The organism is Herbinix luporum, assembly GCF_900070325.1.
Taxonomy (GTDB): Bacteria; Bacillota; Clostridia; order Lachnospirales; family Lachnospiraceae; genus Mobilitalea; species Mobilitalea luporum.
In genome coordinates, this window is sequence record NZ_LN879430.1 from 2425736 (window position 1) to 2450033 (window position 24298).

The window sequence follows — 24298 nt, forward strand, 5'->3', positions numbered from 1 at the left end:
TTATATGAAAGACAAGAACACCATAATTGTTGATAACGTAGAAAAACTAGAAACAGTTATATCCCGTGTACGCAAAGCTCAAGAAGTATTTGCAACATACACACAAGAACAGGTAGATAAGATCTTTTTAGCAGCTGCTACAGCTGCCAATAAGGAAAGAATCTCCCTGGCAAAACAGGCTGTGGAAGAGACAGGAATGGGAATCGTTGAAGATAAGGTAATCAAGAATCACTTTGCTGCTGAATATATCTACAACGCTTATAAAGATACCAAAACCTGCGGGGTACTTGAAGAAGATAAGGCCTTTGGTATTAAAAAGATTGCTGAACCTATAGGTGTGATTGCAGCTGTTATTCCCACAACCAACCCTACATCCACTGCAATATTTAAAACCCTTCTTGCTCTAAAGACCAGAAACGGAATTATAATCAGCCCTCACCCAAGAGCAAAACAATGCACCATCGCTGCAGCAAAAGTTATTTTAGAAGCGGCGGTTAAAGCCGGAGCTCCTGAGGATATAATCGGATGGATTGATGTTCCAAACCTGGAAATGTCTAATTTAATTATGAGAGAAGCTGATATTATTCTTGCAACTGGCGGTCCCGGTATGGTAAAGGCTGCTTACTCCAGCGGAAAACCCGCCATCGGTGTCGGTGCAGGTAACACTCCTGCTATAATTGACGAAACTGCCGATATTTTGCTTGCGGTTAACTCAATCATACACTCTAAAACCTTTGATAATGGTATGATTTGTGCTTCCGAACAAGCTTGTATCGTTCTTGATAAGGTATATGATAAGGTTAAGAAAGAGTTCCTTGCCCGGGGCTGCTACTTCCTAAATGATGAAGAATTAGACAAGGTTAGAAAAACCATAATCATTAACGGAGGCCTTAATGCTAAGATAGTGGGCCAAAGTGCTAAAAAGATTGCAGACCTTGCCGGCATAAATGTACCGGAAAACACAAAAATATTAATCGGTGAAGTAGAATCTGTAGATCTTTCTGAAGAATTTGCCCATGAAAAACTGTCACCGGTACTGGCCATGTATAGGGCTAAGGACTTTAATGAAGCCATGGATAAGGCCCATCAATTAGTAAAAGACGGGGGCTACGGACACACTTCCTCCGTATATTTGAATGAATTAGAAGCAAAGGATAAATTAGATGCCTTCGCTGCCCGAATGAAGACCTGCCGTATCCTTGTAAATACTCCTTCTTCCTTCGGTGGTATCGGAGATTTATATAACTTTAAGCTTCCTCCTTCTCTTACTCTAGGCTGCGGTTCTTGGGGCGGTAACAGCGTAAGTGATAATGTCGGTGTAAAACATTTGTTAAATATTAAAACTGTAGCCGAAAGGAGAGAGAATATGCTTTGGTTTAGGGCTCCTGAAAAGATTTATATGAAAAAGGGCTGCTTACCAGTTGCTCTTGATGAACTTAAAACTGTACTTAATAAAAAGAAAGTCTTCATTGTAACTGATACTTTCCTATATCAAAACGGATATACCAAACCCATTACAGATAAACTTGATGAACTTGGTATCCGTCATACTACCTTCTACAATGTAAGTCCGGATCCTACCCTTGCCTGTGCTAAAGAAGGTGCCGCACAAATGCGCTCCTTTGAGCCGGATACCATAATCGCCCTAGGTGGAGGCTCTCCTATGGATGCCGCTAAGATTATGTGGGTTATGTATGAACATCCGGAAGCCGACTTTATGGATATGGCCATGAGATTTGTTGATATTCGCAAGAGAATTTATACCTTCCCTAAAATGGGTGAAAAAGCCTACTTTATTGCCATACCTACATCTGCAGGTACCGGCTCTGAAGTTACACCTTTTGCCGTAATTACCGATGAAACCACCGGTGTAAAATATCCTCTTGCCGATTACGAACTACTTCCTAATATGGCCATTGTGGATGCCGATTTGCATATGAATGCACCAAAAGGACTAACATCTGCCTCAGGTATCGATGCCTTAACCCACAGCTTGGAAGCCTATGCTTCTATGCTGGCAACTGATTATACAGACAGCTTAGCACTGCGTTCTATTAAGATGGTATTTGACTATCTGCCCCGTGCTTATGATAACGGACCTAATGATCCTAAGGCCAGGGAGAAGATGGCTAATGCGGCTACCATAGCAGGTATGGCTTTTGCCAACGCCTTCCTTGGGGTATGCCACTCCATGGCTCATAAATTAGGAGCAGCCCACAATCTTCCTCACGGAATCGCCAACGCATTACTAATTAATGAAGTAATCAAATTTAATTCTTCTAATACACCTACAAAGATGGGAACATTCCCTCAATATGACCATCCACATACCCTGTCTCGTTATGCCGAAATAGCAGATTATCTGGGACTTAAGGGTAAAAACGAGAAAGAAAAAGTGGATAGCCTTATTAAAGCCATAGATGAGCTTAAAGAAAAGGTTGGCATAAAGAAGACTATTAAAGATTATGGAATTAGTGAGAAGGACTTCTTAGACTCTTTAGATGACATGGTTGAGCAGGCCTTTGATGATCAATGTACAGGAGCTAATCCTCGTTATCCTCTAATGAGTGAAATTAAGCAGATGTACTTGAATGCTTACTACGGAACTAATACAATTATATAAGGAGGTGTGTAGCATGAAATTAGATATAGTCATAGCCAAAAGAAAAGATAAGACAGTCTATAGAGACGGGGATAAAGCCATAAAGGTTTTTGACGCAAACTATAGCAAAGCTAACATTCTAAATGAAGCACTTAACCAAGCCCGTATAGAAGAAACAGGACTTAATATTCCAAAAATCCATGCTGTAACCATGATAGAAGGAAAATGGGCTATCGTACTAGAATATATAGAAGGCAAAACCCTAGCCCAGCTAATGAGGGAAAATCCGGATAAGTTTGATCAGTATCTAGAAGATTTCGTAGACCTTCAAATGCAGGTACATGCCGTAAAATCTCCTTTGTTAAACAAACTAAAGGATAAGATGCACAGAAAGATTAGCGAAACTACCCTAGATGCCACCACAAGGTATGATCTACATACCCGGCTTGAATCTATGCCTAACCATGATAAGGTTTGCCACGGGGACTTTAATCCATCTAATATCATTATCTCCAAGGATGGAACTCCCTATATACTAGACTGGTCCCATGTAACCCAGGGAAATGCCTCCGCAGACGTGGCCAGAACCTATCTTCTGTATCATCTTGCCGGTGAAGTAGAAATTGCTGAAAAATATCTGAATCTCTTCTGCCTAAAGAGCGATACCGCAAAACAATACGTCCAGAAATGGCTTCCTATTGTTGCAGCTTCACAATCAGTTAAGCAAAACCCGGTTGAACGTGAATTGTTACTGTCTTGGGTTGATGTGGTAGATTATCAGTAAGTTATAATAAAAAATAAGGTGCTGTCACTTAACGATTAAATAATTGTTAAGTGACAGCTTCTTTTCTACCTTAAATATATCTTTTCATTATATATTAACTAATCTTTAAAGTGAAGCATCTTTAATCTTATTATGTAGTTTATTTAATAGAATAACTACTTCATTGGGACCGATTATTTGAGTACGTTTAAATATAATTTGAAAAACCAGCATTAAGATTGTATATATTACACATGAAACAATTATTTTAAAAAATATATTAAATTCAAAACCTATTAAGGTTAACTTATCAACTAATAACTGTAGAAGATTAATTATTCTTACTGATAAGATTATTATTGTAAGAGAAAGGAAAAATGTCCCGATTTGATAAGGTACCAGTTTTTTAAGACTTCTTTTAATTATTTTATATCACTATTATTATTTTTAAACATAAGCTTACATTTATCCTTTCTTACTATAATAATATTCCTTGGTAATTTTACCCGATCCATGGACATCAATATTTTGCAATTAACGTATAACAGTGATTTTACATATTAACAATTATCTTATATATATAAATGGGAATAACAATACCGTCCCTGTCGCATTGTCCATTCCCAATAATTGATTTATTCAGTTATTCGTCAAGGTCTGGCATATAAGGTACAACCTTTACACTTCATAATAAAATAACATCAACCCTTTGTCAATAATTGGTTGATGTTGTTTAAATGTTTGTGCTATTATATGTGTTTTTATAAAAACATTTATATCTCACGGTATTTCTATATTGTTTACATATTTATACAATGTAATTATAATAAAAAACCATGGATTACTGAAAATATTCCATGGCTACAGTTTTGGCTACGACACCAAAATTTAATTTTTATAAATCTATTACTGCAGTCGACGGGACTTGAACCCGTAGTATGTCTCTGAAAGCCTTGTAGAAAGGAGCTTTGCACAGCGCTGTTTTTTGAGGCAACCAAGTAGGCAACCAAAAAACAAAAACTTTAGAATTGTATTTTCGCCTTACGACAACGATCCTACCACATAGAGATAACAGGACACTATAAAGATATGTTTAAAACAGTGCTAGACTTAATATACATTTGCTTGAAGGCTTATTTGTGCAAAGCAAATTATATTTATAGCGTAAGCGTCAAAACTACCCCACATTCCAAATCCAAAGTTAATATGATATTCTAGTTCTTAAGAGGAATCTTGCATTCTTCTGGAACAGAATCTGACCAAGCTAGTAACTTATCTAATTCATCAATATTTTCTAGATCTATATTTGGTAGCTTTTCAAATAAATGATTTAGATAGTAATATGCGTTTAATTTATTGGCTTTTGCTGTTTCTATTATGCTATAAACTATGGCAGATGCTGTTGCTCCTTTTGGGGACTTTGAAAATAGAAAGTTTTTTCTTCCTATTACAAAAGGCTTTATGGCTCTTTCAGCCCTATTATTACTTATTTCTATTCTGCCATCTAGCATAAATGCGCTTAACTTTGTCCATTGGTTTAAACAATACTTAATTGCTTTTCCTAGGGCACTTTTAGGTAAGACTTGTTTTTCCCTTATTTGTAGCCACGACAAGAAAGCCTCGAGAACTGGTTTACTTTGTTCTAGGCGTTTTTCATATCTTTCTTCTGGTTTTAATTTTTTTAGTGTTTTTTCAATCTTAAATAATTGATTGCAAAATTCTAATCCTTCTTCAGCTGTGGTTTTAGTTGTGGTAGCATCTTTTGGAAGAGCTTTTAATGCATCTGTAAAACCACGTCTTCCGTGAGCTAAGCAACCAACCTGAATAACATCTGGAACACCATTGTATCCAGCATATCCATCTGTTTGAAGAAATCCTTTAAACCCTTTTAGGAACTTCTCTGGATGTTTGCTTGATCTTGAAGGTTGATATTCATACAAGAATCTCTGTGGACCAAAGGCACCTGTTGCATAGAGCCACATATATGATTTGCTTGTAGGCTTTTTATCCTTCTCATCTAATACTTGCATGGTGGTTTCATCTGCATGTATCAGCGTTTCTTTTAGTAGAAGGATATGCATTCTATCATAAATATGTTTTAGCAAGTTGTTGGCTCCATGAATAATCCAATTAGCTAGATTTTGGACCTACGTCCATACTTTGGACACAAAAAGTTGAACTTTTTCTCTCTGTATGATTTTAATACATAGAGAAAGATTACTAAGCTGCAAGGACCTCATCTTCAACCTGCTGTGGGGTTTTATAATCCAGTGCACTGTGCCTTCTTCTGCGGTTATACCAAGACTCAATATATTCAAAGATTGCTGTTTTAGCCTCTTCAAATGAATGATAAGTATTTAAGTATACCTCTTCCTTCTTTAATACAGAATGGAAGGATTCCATACAAGCATTATCATAAGGGTTTCCCTTTCTGCTAAAGGAATGCTTCATATTTTTTTCTATAAGCATATCCTCAAACGTTGCACTTGTATACTGGCTGCCTAAATCTGAATGAAGGATAATACCTGTAGTATCTTCTACATTGAGACATGCATTTTCTACAGCCTTTTTAGCTAATTCGGCGGTTGGATTTTTACCATATGAATAACCAATGATTTTCCTATTATATAAATCCATAACTGATGCTAGATAAGTCCAACCCTCGTTAAGAACATGTATATACGTAATGTCTGTAACCCATTTTTGGTTTATTGTTGTAGCAGTAAAATCACGATTTAGTATATTTTCCTTATCGTCTGGAACCTTACCTTGGTTATTTTGATACTTATATTTGCGTACTACAACACTGCGAAGACCAAGCTTAGCCATATGTCTCTGCACTCTTTTGACTGAACAAGGGATACCAGCTTCTTCAAGATCTCGCTGTATCTTAATAGCACCATAACGCCCCTTAGATCTGTCATAGTAATATTGAACTTCATCACTAAATTTGTTGTAATCAATCTCTCTTTGAGATTTAACATGATTAATAACAGCATAATAAGTGCTACGAGGAAACTCAAGTACCTTGCACATTTGTTTAACAGTATAATTATCAAGATTAGCTTGAATAAAGGACACATACTCAGCTATTGATTTTTGGCGAATATGGCGGTAGCTTTTTTTAATATTTCATTCTCTGTCTCTAATTCCTTTATTTTCTTTTGAAGAGCCTTGTACTCTTTCATAGAAATTGTTTCTGTTTCTGAGACCTTTACTGGTGAAAGAAGCTTTACCCAGGTAGAGATTGTGCCTTTTGGAACGCCATATTCGTTAGATAATTCTGTTATACCTTTACCAGCCTTAATACGCAGATCTACAATCTGTTGCTTGAATTCTGGTGTATAGGATTTTTGCTTTTTTGCCATGATTGAACACTCCTTTGTTTTATTATAGAATGTTCAACTTTCTGTGTCCATAGTTATATACTAACACCATATTACCCACTGTCTCATAGTTGAAGCAGCTATACCGTACTGCTCACTTAACTCCTTATAGCTATGATTACCTTGATTATATATTTTTACAATTTGCTTCTTGAAATTTTCCTCATAATGTTTTTTTGACATGGTCTTCTCCTCCTATAATCTTATTATATCATGTTCGGAGAAAAACTGTCCTATTTAGTATAGCCCATCCACATTCCAAAAGCGAGAAGTACCGCCGCACCGTCCTTCAGTGCAACAGCAAATTTAAAAACAAGTGCCAGACACCTCATTTCACGGAGGAAGAAATCGAAAAGGCTTTCATGCACACGGTGAGTCAACTGGTATTTAATCGGGAGCAGATTAAGGAAGACTTCGAGGAAATCAAAAGAATCGCCTATGATACGACGGATTTGGAAATCGAGCGGGACAAGCTCTACGTTGAACTTGAATCCATCTCCAAACGCATGGAAGATACCATCAGCGAAAATGCCCGAGTGGCGCTCGATCAGGAAGAATACAACAGACACTTCAATGAGATGACAGACCGTTTTAACTCGGTCAAAGAAAAATACGATCAGCTTACCGCCTGGATTGAGGACAAAAAATCCCGTCTCCTCGGCGCAGAGCAATTTGTCAAAACTCTGCTATCCGAAGGCGAGATTAAAGAATTCAGCCCCATGCTCTGGCACAGCCTGCTGGATCATGCTGTAGTAGCAAGGGATGGCAAGATTACTTTTGTATTCAAGAATGGCATGGAGCTTTAATCAAAGCACTTTTTGCAGGAGCCTTCCAGAGGGCAGCCTTCACAGAGTGCTTTCTTTTTGCAGTGTTCTTTGCCGTTCTGAACGATCAGCGCATGAAAGCGATTATAGACAAGCACATCGGCGGGTATCCTGCTCTCGATAAATTTCTTCACTTGAACATAGGTCTTTCCCGCATCAAGTGGATAACGTTTGAAAAGCCGCATGGTATAAGCATCGACGACAAAGGTCGGAAAATGGAAGGCATAGAGCAGAATGGAATCTGCCGTCTCGTTGCCCACGCCGTGAACACCTAACAGCTCCTTACGGACATCGCTTAAAGGAAGATTTTGAATCCGTTTCACATCGCAGTCGTAGCTCATGAACCACTCGGTTAAGACTTTAAGATACTGCGATTTTTGTTTATAGAAGCCTGACGGGCGGATGAGGTCTTGAAGCTTCTCCAATGGCAGATGATGAATGCGTTCCGGCGTCAGGTCGTCCTCGAATTGTCCGATGGCCTTTTCTACATTCGTCCATGCCGTATTTTGCGTGAGAATAGCTCCGACCATCACTTCATAAGGTGTCTTTGCCGGCCACCATTGGAGGTCACCGTAATGTAAAAACAGCGCTTGATATATTTCAGATAGAGAGTTATTCATCCGCTGTTTCTTCATCGCTTCTTTCGCCAATCAGGCTACAAAAGTCGTCAAAAATATAAGGATAGGAATTGGAACCACTAAAGCTAACAGTCCTTTGTCCATTCGAAAAATGAAGTTCCAGACTCCACTGTGTACCATCTAGAACCCCGAGGTTGACATACTGTGATTTCCATTCCCCGAAGTGCAAATCTTGCAGTGCCTGCATAAAGCTTTCTTTATGTTGTATTTTTCTATCATTCATTGAATGACGCCGTTGGTTGCACTACAGGTTACAGGGCGTCAGAACACCACCGGTAAGATTAAACGTTCTGTCACATTGTCTTGCAACATTCAAATCGTGGGTAACTATCACCACGGTTTTTTTGAAATCGTCGACTAATTCGCGCAGGCACTTCATTACAATCGTTGAATTATCCTTGTCCAGCGAACCGGTCGGTTCATCGGCCAGTATGATTTTCTGATCGCAAACCATGCTACGAATGATTGCTATTCGTTGTCTCTCGCCACCGGAAAGCTTCTTAACCGTACTTTTCAGTTTATCGGAAACCTGCAGTTTTTCAGCCATGCTATAGATTAGCTTCCGATACTCTGATGAACTCTTTTTATGCTTGCTATATAATGTTGGAACAAGAATGTTTTGCATGGCAGTGTCTTCTTCGATCAAAGCGAAGTCCTGCACAATATAGCCGAAATACTGATTGCGCATCCGGCAGCGCATAGTATCATTCATCCCGCTGGCTTTTTGCCCTTCCACATATACTTCACCGGAATCGGGAGAGATAACGATTCCCATTAGATTCAAAAGGGTGGTTTTTCCGCTCCCTGAAGGGCCGATGATTGCAATCATTTCTCCCTGATGAATGTCGAGAGAAACATCATTGACGGCATGAACTGTATAACTGTGATCCTTAAAACTTTTGCTGACATTTTGAACGGATAACAATTCCATTAGTAATCTCTCCTTAGATTTTGTAAGTTGTTCATCGTACCAATTCTCTTGCTTGCATACATAGCGGCAAATAAGCACAAACCGGCAACAAGAGCAATACCCAGCGGCAAAACGTACCACAGGGTCATTTCGTTTCTAAACAGCACAAATACTATCCCGACGATAGGGAGCATATTTAGAGCAAGAACAAAGCCGCCCACTCTTTTCTGAATTGTGCGAATTGGTGCACCGTAAAGATGATGTACTGTGTAATCTGCAATATGTGTTTCAATAACGCGAATAATATTGCAAATCAAAAGGATCAGCAACAGAACACCTGACAGGATATAAAACCAAATATACAGCCGGTGTGCTCGAATAGAAGCCGATGTTGTAACCTGAGTAAAATCCTTTGTAGAGATCCCTGTATATAACGTTCCTGATTGTTCGTAGAAGATTCTTTGAAGCTGATCGACTTCCTTGTCGGACGGATCTACAAGCACCATTCGCCCAAATACTTCACTGCTCAATCCCCACCACGGGAACATCCCGTTTACGGTTTGGAAGTCCCTCGTGCAAAGGATTAAAGTGTTCGACAGCATAAGGTCGTCAGAATCAATAAAATGCAGCGGGTGGAACAGACTGTATTTTGACCCGGCACTATCTGCAATTCTCAGGTTTTGACCCGAAATCAAGAACTCCTTGCCTACATCCTCTTTATGCGCTTCGGGGACAAATAGAGCCATGCTTCCATCATAGTGCAACCCTGACAGGTCACTGTATTTTCCAAACAGGATCAGTATTTGCTCGTATTTAGAATCAAAATATCCATCATTCCCTACAAACACAAAGCTACCTGCATTTCCTTCTTTGGACAAAATGTGCTGCAAATAGTCCATAATATCAACAGGGTCTTGTTTCGACTCATTCGATAGTACAGTAGCTTCCCGATTCGCTTCCATCTGCACCGTCTTCAATTGAAACATGATTACGTTCTGATCAACAAAAGATCGAATTGCTGCAGATTGTCTTTGTACCGAGGAGAAGCTTACAGAAAGATACAGTATTGCCATAGCAATCATGGTTGCGACAACGGCATAAAAGAATGCCCATGACCACTCTTTCCGGAGATCCCTAAGTATTTGTTTTATTACCATATCAGTAACGCCCCTCCTTCCCACTGTACTTCTGTTTCCAACTGAAAAAGCTTATTGTTTGAATCACACAAACAAAGATAGCGTTAAAGATTCCGGCAAACACCGCGACATTCAAATACGCCGCTCTGTGTATTAAGTAAAGCTGCGTTCGCCCAAGGAAATATCCGAAAATCGTACCCAATATGGCGATGCCAACCAGACGAAGAAGCAATTTCACAAACATCGATAAATAAGTTGCCCCATACAAATGGTGTACGGTCATGTGGCGGTTACTTTCACGATACATCATGGAAACTGCGAACACCGCGCAAAAGACAAGTCCTAAAAATGCAAATAGCATAGAGCGCGAAACAAAATCATCGAGGAACATTTTTTTGGTAACGTCGAAAATATTTGATCCGCTGTCGCTGTATGTTTGAAACTGCACACTCCGGCCGGTTTTCTCTACAATATCAGTCAGTTTACCGAGAGCATTTTCGTTGGTAACATCTGTGAATAGCATTCCCTGCATATCGGTAATATCGGAAAGTGGAAAATAAAAGAATGCATCACCTTGAAAGGTTGGAACATTGCTGCTTTCAAATTCGCCGACAATTTGATAGTTGTATGCTCGCGGAAACAGCACATCTCCCTCTATATAAGGGCTTAGATTTCCATTGTTCTTTGTGACGATAGCTGTTTTCGCTTCAGTTCCATCAAAAGGGACATGCAATGTTTTTTCAAACCAGTCAGAGTAGTCTACGGCAGCAATTCCAGCAGCGGAAAAACCTTTGTAAAAAATTATTGCATTATTTTCTTCCGCCCAATTAACTAAGTCCTCTCTCAACGTTCCAAGCCCTGAGATGGCTTGCATACCTGGTTCACTCTGATAGTCAAATATGGTAAAACCGGTAAAGTCATCCGACGCGGAATCATAGTGCAAATTATAAACCATAAAGAAGAATAGAGTTGTTAGCATAAACACAAATATAAGTGCAGCAAAAGAAAGCAGCTCACCTTTTCTTTTTCCCATTATGATCCCCCCGTTTCTAACTCTTATGCACCCCACAGTGCTTACATCGGTTGCTTAGTCCTTGTCAGAACACTATTCGGTAACAGGTGGAACATTTACAGGCCAGATGCCGGAGCCATGGGGTACCCAATCGAATCCGTATCTAAACTGTGTTTTGCGCGGATTGGGAATGATGGAGTCTGTATAGGTATAGCTTCGACTCAGGATACGTCCGTCATCCGGACCATTTCCATAAGCGGTATAGAGCCTACCCGTATCATTTACAATATTTCCCAGAAGATCGTAACGCCAGTAGCGGATATAACCACGGGCAGCGTGATTTCCGTTTTCGACGTATGACGGTTGACACTGAACATATCCATAGTAGTAGAGCGACATATCTTCATGCGTGTTTGTCGCATAGTTAGGTGATGCAGCAGCAAATACTGTTGGTGTTAGTATATAACTATGGACACAGAAAGTTGAACATTCTATAATAAAACAAAGGAGTGTTCAATCATGGCAAAAAAGCAAAAATCCTATACACCAGAATTCAAGCAACAGATTGTAGATCTGCGTATTAAGGCTGGTAAAGGTATAACAGAATTATCTAACGAATATGGCGTTCCAAAAGGCACAATCTCTACCTGGGTAAAGCTTCTTTCACCAGTAAAGGTCTCAGAAACAGAAACAATTTCTATGAAAGAGTACAAGGCTCTTCAAAAGAAAATAAAGGAATTAGAGACAGAGAATGAAATATTAAAAAAAGCTACCGCCATATTCGCCAAAAATCAATAGCTGAGTATGTGTCCTTTATTCAAGCTAATCTTGATAATTATACTGTTAAACAAATGTGCAAGGTACTTGAGTTTCCTCGTAGCACTTATTATGCTGTTATTAATCATGTTAAATCTCAAAGAGAGATTGATTACAACAAATTTAGTGATGAAGTTCAATATTACTATGACAGATCTAAGGGGCGTTATGGTGCTATTAAGATACAGCGAGATCTTGAAGAAGCTGGTATCCCTTGTTCAGTCAAAAGAGTGCAGAGACATATGGCTAAGCTTGGTCTTCGCAGTGTTGTAGTACGCAAATATAAGTATCAAAATAACCAAGGTAAGGTTCCAGACGATAAGGAAAATATACTAAATCGTGATTTTACTGCTACAACAATAAACCAAAAATGGGTTACAGACATTACGTATATACATGTTCTTAACGAGGGTTGGACTTATCTAGCATCAGTTATGGATTTATATAATAGGAAAATCATTGGTTATTCATATGGTAAAAATCCAACCGCCGAATTAGCTAAAAAGGCTGTAGAAAATGCATGTCTCAATGTAGAAGATACTACAGGTATTATCCTTCATTCAGATTTAGGCAGCCAGTATACAAGTGCAACGTTTGAGGATATGCTTATAGAAAAAAATATGAAGCATTCCTTTAGCAGAAAGGGAAACCCTTATGATAATGCTTGTATGGAATCCTTCCATTCTGTATTAAAGAAGGAAGAGGTATACTTAAATACTTATCATTCATTTGAAGAGGCTAAAACAGCAATCTTTGAATATATTGAGTCTTGGTATAACCGCAGAAGAAGGCACAGTGCACTGGATTATAAAACCCCACAGCAGGTTGAAGATGAGGTCCTTGCAGCTTAGTAATCTTTCTCTATGTATTAAAATCATACAGAGAGAAAAAGTTCAACTTTTTGTGTCCAAAGTATGGACGTAGGTCCACTGTTGACATTCCAAGCAGCAGCAGTGCGGCCACTAAGCCGGACATGATCGCCGTAAATCTGTTCTTCATAAAACACTCCTTTCTGCGATGATGTAAGCACTGTGGGGTGCATAAGAGTCAGTGTTTTTAATATTGACGAATATGTTTTCGTCATCGCCCGTTTGGCATTCTCGTAAGTTTATTATAATTGAAGCCATTGGAATTGTCAAGAAAAGTGCAGTCAGTGATAGCGTCAATTTACTTTCGGAAATGAGTGGTGAGAGTTCACCTGTATGATCTGATTAAGATTTATATTGATTTCATCATACTACATTCCTTGTAAATTGGCTATATTTTATTATAATTAAACAAGATATTTATTTTCCAGGGATTATACTACTTGACTATCTATTAAGCTTCTCATCCATTTCATGTTGCTTTTCTCTAGTCCTGGAATGACAGCTTGGGTTCTTTCTGCATAATCCCAACCTGTTTGTTTTTTTCTTAATTCCTTTATCAGCTCTTCTTGCTCTTCTCGTTTCTCTTGCACTTTCTGTTTGCTTTTCTGGTATTTTAATAAGTCGATAACTTTCCCGTTATTATATTTAAAAGCTCATAATTTAGCCATCTGATCACATCCAAACGTACTCCAACCCATTGGACGACTACTCATCCTAGCTGACAAAACGTGGCTAACCTGACCTTCTGCTGAGCATCTCCAACAACCACCTACATCTTCTACCTTTACTTTTATTCCATCCCAATTATTTAAAAAATATTTGAGTGCTGTTTTGATATCTTCTATTTTATTTTCGTCTTCTGCTACATCTAGAAGTCTTTTATATACATCCTCGTATTATATAGTCATAGCTTTTCTTTACCTTTTCTTAGGTATGAGCTATGCTTGTTTTAGATACTGTGGATTAGTTTATACCTCCTACCACATGATGGTTGAAAAAAGGCTCTAACCACAGTCTCTTTGTTAAATTGTTAATCAGTTAGATACCGCATGACGGTTTATTTAGAACGAGGTTACAAGTGCAGAGAGTACCCGTGGTCTAAAACAGTATCAAAATACATTTAAAGGAGTGTCGCTATGATATACGTAGGAATTGATGTTTCCAAGGATAAGCACGATTGTCTTATCATTAACTCTGATGGTGAACTGCTTTTTAAAGCGTTTACTATTCAAAACAATCGAACTGGATTTAATGATCTTTATCAGAAAATTGAGGAAGTTGCTACAGATTTGTCTAGAGTAAAAGTAGGGTTAGAAGCCACTGGACACTATAGCTACAACGTTTTGGGATTCCTCATTGATAAAGGTCTTACCACCTTTGTTATCAACCCGTTACATACTAATCTTTACAGAAAAAGTCTAAGCCTTAGAAAGACTAAAACGGATAAAGTTGATGCCCATACTATTGCTACTATGTTAATGTCTGATGTGAACTTATAACCCTACTCAGACATATCTTATCACAATGAAGAACTCAAGTCACTAACTCGTTATCGTTTTGATAAAGTTAGTGAACGGGCAAAGTTGAAAAGCACTATCTCTCGCTTAGTAACAATTCTTTTTCCTGAACTTGAAAAACTGGTTCCCACCATACATATGGCATCTGTATATGCCTTACTCTCTGAGTATCCTAGTGCAGACTTGGTCGCTAACGCCCATCTTACTAGACTTACTAATTTATTAAAAGATGCCTCTAGGGGACGATACAACAAGGATACTGCCATAATGTTTCGTGAAGCCGCAAGAGTTTCTATTGGCGCTAAAATGCCTGCAAAATCATTAGAATTAAAACATACAATCAAGTTGATTAAAGAGCTAGACTTTGTTATTGATGAAATTGAATCACAAATAAAGCTCATAATGAATGAAATCAACTCCCCAATTCTAAGTATCCCTGGTATCAGCTACCGTATGGGAGCCATGATTATTGCAGAGATAGGTGATTTTAATAGGTTTGATTCGCCAGATAAAATACTTGCATACGCTGGAATGTCGCCCTCAACCTATCAGTCTGGAAAAGTAGAATCTTCGTATTCACGTATGGAGAAACGTGGTTCTAAATATCTACGATACGCATTATTTAATGCTACTAAATATGTGTGTCATTGGGATCCAACCTTTTCTTCATATCTCGCAAAAAAACGTGCCGAGGGAAAACATTACTACGTAGCCTTATCACATGCTACTAAAAAGCTTGTAAGAGTGATTTATAAACTTGAAAAATCTGGTCAACTCTATATAAAAGCGGCTTAGTTAATATTTCAGGAACATCTCCTTTTTTGAGCACTTGTAATTGTGCTCTATTTGTCATGCAGTTTTCAAGGATCTGATTTTTCTAAAATAAATTTCTACATTATTAAAAAAACTTTAATTAATGTGTTGACTTTTAATAGTTAGTCTTTTTATATATCTTATGAAACAAATATATATTGTTTTAGTTTATTAAAACAATAATATATCTTGCAAATAGTTTATATTTATATTTAAATTCTGTTTTATCATTCAGAAATTCTTTTTTCGTGGCCCAAGACTCATCAATATGTTTGTAAATGCTAATCATTTTTTTTGTAAAAATATATCAGCTGTAACAATAAGCAATTACATTCTATATATAATCTAGTGCTTTTTTCTCTAAATTTATTCTAACTTTCTCTTCGTTTGTCTACTTATTCGCTATTCCTTTTACTTAATTATATCATACCTATCAATTATTGGCAATTATCTGCGCTCCCACACAGTCTTTTTTTACACATGTCTCAAACCCTTATATCTACTAGCTTAGATAAAACCACAAAAGCAACTTTTTGAGGCCTCAAAATGCATTCTATAAGTGTAATCCAAAGTTCCACTTCATTTGAAAGGAGCACTTATGAAAAAATATGAAAGGTTAGCGTAAAATTTTTGTAGGAAAATTAAATATAAAATAAGAGAACACCAATCTTTGTGTTAGAATTTAATCATCACAATAAACCAAAACACAAAGGAGATGTTCTCTTATGATTAAAAGTATACAACAATTTTTAGATTTTGGCACAAAAAGTTTAGAAAAAACAATTGAAAGTTTTTTACAAAACCCAAAGGATTTTGCTTCATTTGTCTATGGAGTTCAGGAAGAAGTGATTAAGCTAGGTTTAGACACTATACAAGAAACTCTTGAGAATTGTGATGAAATGCTCAGAAAGAGTGGAAAAAGAAAGCAAAACTGGCACATTATAAAGAAAGATAAGAAAACACTTATTACATCACTTGGAACAATCAGCTTTGAAAAGACCTTATTTAAAAATAAAACAACAGGAGAAAGGACATATCTTCTAGATCGCATTCTTGGATTTAAAGAGCATCAAAGGTTAACAGAGGATGCCGAGGCAAAGATGCTAGAGGAAGCAGTAGAGACCTCCTATCGCAAAGCTGGGCAGGCAACCAGTATAAGTGATACTGTTAGTAAGCAGACTGTTAAAAACGAAATACATAACCTTGAATTTCAACACGAGTATAAGGATTTACCAAAGAAGAAAAAGGTGGATTATTTATACATAGATGCAGATGAAGATCATATATCCTTGCAGTATAATGAGGAGAAGGGCGACCTTATAAAGAATAAAAACAATAGGAAGAATAACTGTTTACTAAGTAAGATTGTCTATGTGTATGAGGGAATAGAAAAAGAGAGTCCTAGAAGTAAACGAAACAAGTTAATAAATCCCCATTACTTCTGCGGTAACTATCCCGGGGAAGAAAATAATGTTTTATGGGATAGGGTTTATGATTATATATGCTGTAACTATGATGTAGACAACATAAAGAAAATATACCTGAACGGTGATGGTGGTGCTTGGATTAAGGCAGGAAAAAGTCGATTAGCCAGAATTACTTATGTTATGGATGGATTTCATTTAAATAAATATATGATACGAGCAACATCCCACTTATTAGATTCTGCAGAGGACGCACGTTGTGAAATACGACATGCAATAAAGGTAGGCACTAAAAAGGACTTTGAAGAAGTAATGGAAAAAATACTAAGAGTTACAGAAGGAGATACAGTTATAGAACGTGTCAATGAAAGTAAGAAATTGATATTAAATAATTGGTCCGCGGTTAAAGTACGTCTAAAAAAAGAAGAAGGTATAATAGGTTGTAGTGCAGAAGGTCATGTAAGCCATATATTAGCTTCCAGAATGAGCTCTAGACCAATGGGATGGTGTAGAATAGGCGCAGATAAAATGGCGCATTTACGTGCTTACTACTATAATGGTGGAGATATGTTGGAATTAGTGAGAAAACAAAAACAAGAGCTACCCAAGGCTGCTGGAGCGGAAGAAAATGATATAATAAGTAGTACAGAAATGTTAAGTGCCGAGAGAAATAAACATTATGAGCTTGGAAAATATACAGAAAGTATAAGCCATAGCTTAAGTGCTAGTGCTAAGAAATATGCATGGTTTAATCCTCATATATGGGGATTGTAAAAAAGAGAAATAAAAGGTATAGTAAAGATGTTAATTCTATAAACACATCTTTGGTGAACTCCACCTTTATATTTCCTACAGTAAAGTTACGCAATCATATGAAAGAGAAATATTGAATGATGCTATTAAGAGTGGTATTATTAATGTAAGCGCTGTGCAAGACAAGTTAGAAATGTTTAAAAAAGAAGAGATACTAAAGAATCACACATATGATATTTGGATGGGTAATAACGGATATTGGTACACATATCTACCCCAAGATTCATATTCCGAAAAACGAAAACAAATAAGACGAAAAGACAAAAGCAGGCTAGAGGATGCAATTGTGGATTTCTACAATCTACATAATAAAAAGGAGCAACGTAAAAAGATAACTCTCAGAACATTATATCCAGAATGGCTCAAGTATAAAAGTTTGCATACTGCTGCAACTGCCTCCATTCGCAGGATAGATAATGACTGGCATAAATACTATCTAAATGATCCTCTTATAGACATCCCTATTCCGGAATTAGACAGACTCACTTTGGACCAGTGGATACACACAAAAATAAAAAAATACGAACTTACTGAGAAAGCCTACTACAATATGTCAATTATCTTAAGACAAAGCCTAATATATGCAGTAGGCAGGGAAGTAATAACAGAGAACCCTTTTGAAAATTTAAAACCAAACCCTAAACTTTTTCGCAAGGTTAGGAAAAAAGAAGATAATACACAAGTTTTTCTAACAGATGAACAAAATCTTATTGTGCAAGAAGCGTGGAATGATTTTTACTCTAATACTACATCCACTACACCTTTAGCTATATTATTGGACTTTCAAACTGGACTAAGATTAGGAGAACTTGTAGCCATAAAATGGAGTGATATTAATGGCAAATATCTTCATATCCAACGCATGGAGGTCCGACACGAAGAAATATGCGAGGAAACCAACACATGGAAACCTGCCAAACTTATACTTGTAGAACATACAAAATCCAATGCAGGAGACCGGCACGTTTACTTAACAAAAAAGGCTATAGAAATATTAGTAGAAGCAAAAAAAAGTCAAGATGAAAATGGAATCAAGAGCGAATTTGTTTTTACTAATAGTAAGGGCCAACGTCTAAATAAATTTATGTTAGATAAGCTAATCCGGAAATATTGCAGAAATAATAACATACCAGAAAAGAGCATGCATAAGATACGCAAAACATATATTTCCACGCTAATCGATGAAGGTGTAAACATAAACACCATCCGAGAGCAATCAGGCCACGAAAATGAAGAAACCACTTATAAAAATTACGCCTTTGATCGTGCACCAGACAAACACAAGGAAGCTTTATTAGAAAAGGCCTTATCATCTCATGAACATATTCAACAAGGCAACCAAGGGCAACCAAAAAAATAACAAGCTTTCAGAAATTAAAAAAAGCGGAAAGCCCCATGTTACAAGGCTTTCCACCATTTGAACTATAATGCAGTCGACGGGACTTGAACCCGTACCCAGTTTAACCCGGACTAGATCCTTAGTCTAGCGCGTATGCCAATTCCGCCACGACTGCATTTATTATTGTCTGCTGTTTACCAGCGAACGAATTATATTATAACAATATTTGAAGCAAAAATCAATACTAAACTTTTATTAAAACATAAAATTTAGTTGCAATAAATCTACATTTTATCTGACAAAATCATCCTATTCACCTTATATCTCAATAACTCTATATATTACCGTTTATACTTATAGGTTATTCTTGATAACTTCCAAGCCTATCAATTAAGAATATAAGATATTCCTGAGCTTTATCATCATATATTACAACACTATATTCATTCCCTTTGTCGCTAATCCTTGTCTGCAGCGACATCCCTAATTCTTCCCCTTTATCTGTTACTGTAACTGTATTTCTTCCCAATAACCGGTTAAACTCCTCCTTAAGGTAACCTTCTTCCTTTAAAATCGATGTCAAGGATGTTGCAGTCAGACGTTTCATTAATTTCTCATCTCTAAGTCCGTTTAAATGATCAACAAATTGACTGATAGTAACTTTACCTAAAGGCTTAATATTCTGCTTCATTTCATCTGTAAGATAAAAGTCCACTTTTCTTATATGTTTAGATTTGCTTACGCTTTTTTCTTCTAGATTTTCTATAGCTCCTTGGTAAAATAAATTTTCTTTGGTATCGTTCATAAACTTACGAATAGCACTTATAAAGATCTGACCATACTTTTCATATTTATACTCACCGACGCCGGTTACCGAAAGCATTTCCGTTTTATCAAAAGGAAGCTTAATACACATATCCATTAGGGTCTTGTCTGAAAATATAATATATGGAGGTACTCCTTCTGCTTTGGCCTCTTTTATTCTTACTTGCCTTAAGGTATCAAATAGCTCTAGCCCCTTAGATGTTAGAACTTCTGACTTACGAAGTCTTTTTTCTTTATTACTGCTATCTTCTTTACCTTTCTTGGGCAGTTTCATAACGATACTTGTCTTATCACTTAGTATGTCATTAGCTGAACGATTTAATTTTACAATGGAGTATTTATCATTGCTTAGATATAAATACTCATCGATAATAAGCTTGTTTACTATATGTTTTAAATATGCTTCCCCTTCCCCATCATATCACAATTTACTTATTTCTCCATACTTCTATAAAACTTTTTCTTTAAATCTACTATTTAAACATAGAAAACAAATTATTTTGTAATTAATTTACATAAAAATGAGCTTTTCGGCCTTAAAAAACAACTGTCAAGCTCATTTATACTATTTACTTTTTGTTTTCACACATACATCAAAAGCATTTCTCATGGCCGGATTATTAATCATTTTTCCCTTATAATCAAATCTAGATCCATGGCAGGGGCAGTCCCAAGTTAATTCATTCTGGTTCCATTCAAGCTTACACCCAAGATGGGGGCATTTGGTGGTGACAAAATAATATTTATCCTCTTTATCCCGGTATACTCCTACCCTCTGCCCTTTATACCTTATAACCCCTGCTTTCTCCCGTTCGATATCTTTTAACTTATCATGGGGTATTTTTAAATGCTCTGACAAAAGACTAATGGTAATAATAGCTGCGTCCTTTAAAAGCACACGGCTGCCGGACAGCATTAATCTTCTGGGGATAAAAACTTTACGATACTGATTTTCCTTACCGGTAATCATATCACTAATAATCATGGCAGCCACCATAGAACTAGTCATTCCCCACTTATTAAATCCCGTAGCTACAAAAATATTTGGCGTCCTGACGGAGTATCTACCTATATAAGGTATGGAATCCGGGGTTATACAATCTTGATTTGACCAGGTATACTTAACTTTTGCTTCCGGATACCACTTCTTAGCGGCCATCTCAATCCTCTCATATGCATCAAGAGGTTGATACTTACCGGTTCTATGGCTTCCGCTGCCAAGGATTAAATAGTCCTTATATTTTCTAAAAGTAAAGCCGTCTTTGTCGGCATCCAAATACATACCATCCAGGTCTTTCTTATTCTGACCCCAACCTTCTAAAGCTGATAGATAAACCCGCTCCTGATGAAGCCTTATAAAATAATATCCGGGTACATTAATAAATGGATAATGGGTGGCTATTACAATCTTTTTAGCCTTTACAGAACCTCCATCCGTTAGAATAAGACCATTTTTATTAATCTGCGTTACACGGGTATTTTCATAAATTTTTAAAGTATCTGCAACTGCATCCAAGAATTTAAGGGGATGAAATTGTGCTTGATTTTCAAATTTTATTGCAGCTTTTACCTTAAATGGCAGGCTTGTTTCTTTTGTAAAGGATGCCGGCAGCCCCAATCTTAGTGCCGCATCTACCTCCTGCCTAATCTTTTGCTCATCATCAAGGGTATAGATATAATTAGGCATGACTTCATAATCACAGTCAATTTGAAGTTCCTTAATTATTTCTTGGTATTTCTTTACGGCAAGCTGGTTAGCCATGGCATATTCCCAGGCTCTTTGCTCTCCCTTGTACATTATTAACTTCCGGTAGATTAAGCCGTGTTGAGAAGTTATCTTTGCTGTAGTATTCTTTGTTATCCCTTCACCGGCTCTTCTACACTCTAGTACCACAACCGGAATACCTTGCTTTTGTAATAAATATGCTATTAGGACTCCTGCCAGCCCTGCCCCAATAACAGCTACTTCCGTACTTATATCTTCCTGAAGGGTTGGCCTTATAATTCTGCCCCCTTCACTGTCTTTTCCGGCTTTATCATTTCGGTATTGATCCTGAATCCATAAGGATTCTCCTTGCTCTAAGCCTTCCTCTTTAAAGGTACCATTTTCCTTCCATAGGATGTCCATTTTATTCACCTCAAAGGCTAGATTTTCCAAAAATAAATATATTTATTCTAAATGTTGAAAATAATTCCTTGAATAAGTTTATATAGTTACTATGGAGATCCAATGGAATTTTAGGCAATAAAAAAACTCCCCGAGTAGGGCTCGAACCTACAACCCCGCGGTTAACAGCCGCGTGCTCTACCATTGAGCTATCGAGGAATACGATTATAATTTTATACTCCTAGGTTAAAGATGTCAATAGTTTTTAACATATTTTATGCCATATTTGGATGATTATTTTATTATATTTTTTTCATTTAATAGCCTTGATTTGTGGTTTTCCTTGTGAATCTTAGAGTGAAATTTATAGTTGAAAATCAAATTTCATTATGTTATAATTTTATTCGTTCCATAAATCAACCAGTAAAATACAATATGCAGTTGTGGCGGAATTGGCAGACGCGCTAGATTCAGGTTCTAGTCCGGGATAACTGGGTGGGGGTTCAAGTCCCCCCAACTGCAGTAATTAATTTAAGCCTCTCATTTATAATAATTTGGGAGCTTTTTTGCATATTAAAATGTAATTGAAACAATGTAAAAGGCACTTATAATAAAGTAATACCCTTGATGAATTAATAGATGAATTCAGTAATTTTTAAGTATAAATAAGGCTTTAAGAGTTTAACCAACCCTTAAAGCCTTATTCTATGGAAACATCTTATTAATATGAACATATTTACTCCATTATCACAGTTAAGCTCTTAGATATTAACGGGGATTAAGCACATTATCATACTTGGTATCAACAAATGTCCACTGTGCATTGTAGTGAGTTGTAGATCCTGAATACTGTGAGCATATATCCCCACTTCCTGTTCTTCCATACCCATCCAGCTTCATTCCAGTGGCTCTATTTACAATATAATAATAGCCATTAGAAGCCTCAACTAAGCTCCACTGAGCATTAGCATGGGTTGTAGACCCTGAATATTGTGAAACAGCATCCCCGTTAACAGTTCTGCCGTATCCGTCAATCTTCATGCCGGTTGCCTCATTTACCAAATAATAATAGTTACCTACCGGTACAAGAACCCAATGGGCGTTGGGATGGGTGGTGTTAGCATATTGAGATACATCTGCCCCATTATCGGTTCTACCCATACCATCTAGATACATATTTGTTGCACGGTTTCTAATTCTTCTTACAGCATTTGCATTAATTAGGCAGTTGGAACTGGTATAGTGATTAAGAGCCACTCCACCATAGGTTCCTCCTAATATTCTAACATTATCACTGTTTTGTAATAAGATACTATGGTTGCTACAATCACGGATATATACTTCCTTAACCGTAACGTCTCTGATATCACTAACAGTAAAGAAACCTCTTCCACATTCAACGGATTTTATATAATCTACAGTGATGTTTTTGCAGTAATTAGCCAGGCGAAAACCTGCATATCCACCACCATAACAACATCTGTAAGCATCAACTGAGCCAACAGTACCATTAACAGTCTTATTTAATAATACCCCGCATTCCCCACAATCTCTGGCTTTGATATTATCTATATAGCAACCATCCACACCATAAGTTTCAAGACCATGGCTACTACAGCCTTCAAAGGTACAATTCTTTACTGTTAAGTTATATACCCAGCGACCATCTTCATAAGGACGACTAGGATGACTATCTACTCTAATTCCTATACTTCCACCTTTAATATTAATATTTTCAAAATGAAGATCACTGGCTCTACTTAAACGAAATCCAAAGCCACCCTTGGTATTATCCAAGGTCAAATCATAAATTTTGATATTTCCTGAACCCTCACGATGAAAAGCTGTAGCTCCATGGGTGTTTTTTAAGGAATTGTTATGAAAACGAAGAGTTAAGTCTCCAGAAAGTGAAATTGTTCTAGTCAAGTTTCCGCTACAATATACATGAATTTCTCTGTTGCCGCTACTATTATTAATAGCTCCTTGAATTGCGTCAGTTAAATCAGTAGAACTTCCTCTGGTTACATTGCTGGTTTTCCAGTAATAGATATTGCCACTTTCCCATACCTCATTGTCAGCTCCATAGGCAATGTCAGTAGAATTAGCAAATAAGAAAAATACAGAAAGCAAGCATAAGAACTTCAAATATTTCACAGTTTTCCCTCCTTTATATTGCTGATAATTTCCTATATTCTCATTTTATTTTACCTATTCATCTAATAATAACATGTAAGTAAAGTCACCTTAATATTGTTTTACAAAAATATTCTGAGCTGTATCTGTAGCTAGACAAAAAAGATGAAACTACTTTAGTATATGCATTTAATATTAATATATATATAATAATGGGCTGTGTTGTAATCGCAATTATGTTAGCTTGATAAATATAAAATAGAGCATAGGTCTACCCCATGCCCTAAATTATAACTATCTCGCTCTTATCAAATCTCCCAATTAAGAATCACTAATATCTCAAGAATCATATAAATTCATTAATAATTAAT

General features: G+C 36.9%; 18 protein-coding genes, 3 tRNA genes and 5 pseudogenes. 9 read left to right on the top strand and 17 right to left on the bottom strand.

The window, feature by feature from the left end:
* Window positions 1-4: 4 nt before the first annotated feature.
* Complete coding sequence (gene adhE / locus SD1D_RS11225) at window positions 5-2623, top strand: bifunctional acetaldehyde-CoA/alcohol dehydrogenase (RefSeq protein WP_058258995.1); 2619 nt, start codon at window positions 5-7, stop codon at window positions 2621-2623.
* A 13-nt stretch (window positions 2624-2636) separates the two neighbouring features.
* Entirely contained in the window at window positions 2637-3386 is a 750-nt protein-coding gene (locus tag SD1D_RS11230; protein ID WP_058258996.1) for a phosphotransferase family protein, read from the top strand.
* Between the two features lie 1193 nt (window positions 3387-4579).
* Here the strand turns inward: SD1D_RS11230 and tnpC are convergent.
* The 4 genes and pseudogenes from tnpC to SD1D_RS11245 all read right to left on the bottom strand — a co-directional run.
* A pseudogene (gene tnpC, locus SD1D_RS11235) lies at window positions 4580-5497 on the bottom strand (IS66 family transposase); the annotation flags it as partial.
* An 88-nt stretch (window positions 5498-5585) separates the two neighbouring features.
* Window positions 5586-6446, bottom strand: coding sequence for an IS3 family transposase (locus SD1D_RS11240; protein ID WP_058258998.1), 861 nt, complete (start codon window positions 6444-6446; stop codon window positions 5586-5588).
* A gap of 8 nt (window positions 6447-6454) precedes the next feature.
* On the bottom strand, window positions 6455-6733 hold the full coding sequence (locus tag SD1D_RS12510) for a transposase (RefSeq protein WP_058258999.1): 279 nt from the start codon (window positions 6731-6733) through the stop codon (window positions 6455-6457).
* Window positions 6734-6802: 69 nt separating this feature from the next.
* Window positions 6803-6934 (bottom strand): annotated as a pseudogene (locus SD1D_RS11245) (transposase); the annotation flags it as partial.
* A 188-nt stretch (window positions 6935-7122) separates the two neighbouring features.
* Here SD1D_RS11245 and SD1D_RS11250 point away from each other — a divergent pair.
* On the top strand, window positions 7123-7557 hold the full coding sequence (locus SD1D_RS11250; RefSeq protein WP_157893126.1) for a hypothetical protein: 435 nt from the start codon (window positions 7123-7125) through the stop codon (window positions 7555-7557).
* Here SD1D_RS11250 and SD1D_RS11255 read toward each other — a convergent pair.
* Genes SD1D_RS11255 through SD1D_RS11275 form a run of 5 tightly spaced genes read right to left on the bottom strand, consistent with a single transcriptional unit; the run spans window position 7554 to window position 11292 of the window.
* Entirely contained in the window at window positions 7554-8225 is a 672-nt protein-coding gene (locus SD1D_RS11255) for an endonuclease III domain-containing protein (protein ID WP_197687594.1), read from the bottom strand. The two genes, SD1D_RS11250 and SD1D_RS11255, sit on opposite strands and share 4 nt — an antisense overlap.
* Entirely contained in the window at window positions 8188-8436 is a 249-nt protein-coding gene (locus tag SD1D_RS11260; protein WP_058259002.1) for a hypothetical protein, read from the bottom strand. Before SD1D_RS11260 ends, SD1D_RS11255 begins: the two co-directional genes overlap by 38 nt.
* 21 nt (window positions 8437-8457) lie before the next feature.
* Window positions 8458-9144, bottom strand: a complete 687-nt coding sequence (locus SD1D_RS11265; RefSeq protein ID WP_058259003.1) for an ABC transporter ATP-binding protein — start codon at window positions 9142-9144, stop codon at window positions 8458-8460.
* Window positions 9144-10280: a hypothetical protein gene (locus SD1D_RS11270; protein WP_058259004.1), complete on the bottom strand. Its 1137-nt coding sequence runs from the start codon at window positions 10278-10280 to the stop codon at window positions 9144-9146. The genes SD1D_RS11265 and SD1D_RS11270 overlap by 1 nt, the downstream gene beginning before the upstream one ends.
* Window position 10281: 1 nt before the next feature.
* Complete coding sequence (locus SD1D_RS11275; RefSeq protein WP_058259005.1) at window positions 10282-11292, bottom strand: hypothetical protein; 1011 nt, start codon at window positions 11290-11292, stop codon at window positions 10282-10284.
* Window positions 11293-11790: 498 nt separating this feature from the next.
* Here SD1D_RS11275 and SD1D_RS12515 point away from each other — a divergent pair, with 498 nt between their 5' ends.
* Together SD1D_RS12515 and SD1D_RS11280 are read left to right on the top strand one after the other, a co-directional pair.
* Entirely contained in the window at window positions 11791-12069 is a 279-nt protein-coding gene (locus SD1D_RS12515) for a transposase (RefSeq protein ID WP_058258999.1), read from the top strand.
* Between the two features lie 8 nt (window positions 12070-12077).
* Window positions 12078-12938: an IS3 family transposase gene (locus SD1D_RS11280; RefSeq protein ID WP_058258998.1), complete on the top strand. Its 861-nt coding sequence runs from the start codon at window positions 12078-12080 to the stop codon at window positions 12936-12938.
* Between the two features lie 449 nt (window positions 12939-13387).
* On the opposite strand, the gene SD1D_RS12220 is transcribed toward SD1D_RS11280, so the two are convergent.
* Window positions 13388-13546, bottom strand: coding sequence for a hypothetical protein (locus SD1D_RS12220; protein WP_157893127.1), 159 nt, complete (start codon window positions 13544-13546; stop codon window positions 13388-13390).
* Between the two features lie 63 nt (window positions 13547-13609).
* Window positions 13610-13831 (bottom strand): annotated as a pseudogene (locus tag SD1D_RS12225) (UPF0236 family transposase-like protein); the annotation flags it as partial.
* Between the two features lie 261 nt (window positions 13832-14092).
* Here SD1D_RS12225 and SD1D_RS12780 point away from each other — a divergent pair.
* The 3 genes and pseudogenes from SD1D_RS12780 to SD1D_RS11295 all read left to right on the top strand — a co-directional run bounded on the left by SD1D_RS12780 (window position 14093) and on the right by SD1D_RS11295 (window position 18883).
* Window positions 14093-15268 (top strand): annotated as a pseudogene (locus SD1D_RS12780) (IS110 family RNA-guided transposase).
* 743 nt (window positions 15269-16011) lie between these two features.
* Entirely contained in the window at window positions 16012-17484 is a 1473-nt protein-coding gene (locus SD1D_RS11290) for an ISLre2 family transposase (RefSeq protein ID WP_058258272.1), read from the top strand.
* A 112-nt stretch (window positions 17485-17596) separates the two neighbouring features.
* Window positions 17597-18883: a tyrosine-type recombinase/integrase gene (locus SD1D_RS11295; protein WP_058259006.1), complete on the top strand. Its 1287-nt coding sequence runs from the start codon at window positions 17597-17599 to the stop codon at window positions 18881-18883.
* A gap of 68 nt (window positions 18884-18951) precedes the next feature.
* Here the strand turns inward: SD1D_RS11295 and SD1D_RS11300 are convergent.
* The 5 genes and pseudogenes from SD1D_RS11300 to SD1D_RS11315 form a co-directional block, all read right to left on the bottom strand.
* Window positions 18952-19037, bottom strand: a tRNA-Leu gene (locus tag SD1D_RS11300).
* A gap of 186 nt (window positions 19038-19223) precedes the next feature.
* Window positions 19224-19961 carry an HRDC domain-containing protein gene (locus tag SD1D_RS11305; RefSeq protein WP_058259007.1) on the bottom strand — a complete coding sequence of 246 codons (738 nt, stop codon included), beginning with the start codon at window positions 19959-19961 and terminating at the stop codon, window positions 19224-19226.
* Window positions 19953-20081 (bottom strand): annotated as a pseudogene (locus SD1D_RS12590) (RQC domain-containing protein); the annotation flags it as partial. The gene SD1D_RS11305 and the pseudogene SD1D_RS12590, both read right to left, overlap by 9 nt.
* Window positions 20082-20252: 171 nt before the next feature.
* Window positions 20253-21815: an FAD-dependent oxidoreductase gene (locus SD1D_RS11310; protein WP_087758914.1), complete on the bottom strand. Its 1563-nt coding sequence runs from the start codon at window positions 21813-21815 to the stop codon at window positions 20253-20255.
* Window positions 21816-21941: 126 nt separating this feature from the next.
* A tRNA-Asn gene (locus SD1D_RS11315) sits at window positions 21942-22013 on the bottom strand.
* 218 nt (window positions 22014-22231) lie between these two features.
* On the opposite strand from SD1D_RS11315, the gene SD1D_RS11320 reads away from it, so the two are divergent.
* A tRNA-Leu gene (locus SD1D_RS11320) sits at window positions 22232-22316 on the top strand.
* A gap of 246 nt (window positions 22317-22562) precedes the next feature.
* Here the strand turns inward: SD1D_RS11320 and SD1D_RS11325 are convergent.
* Complete coding sequence (locus SD1D_RS11325) at window positions 22563-23948, bottom strand: RICIN domain-containing protein (RefSeq protein WP_058259008.1); 1386 nt, start codon at window positions 23946-23948, stop codon at window positions 22563-22565.
* Window positions 23949-24298 lie beyond the last annotated feature (350 nt).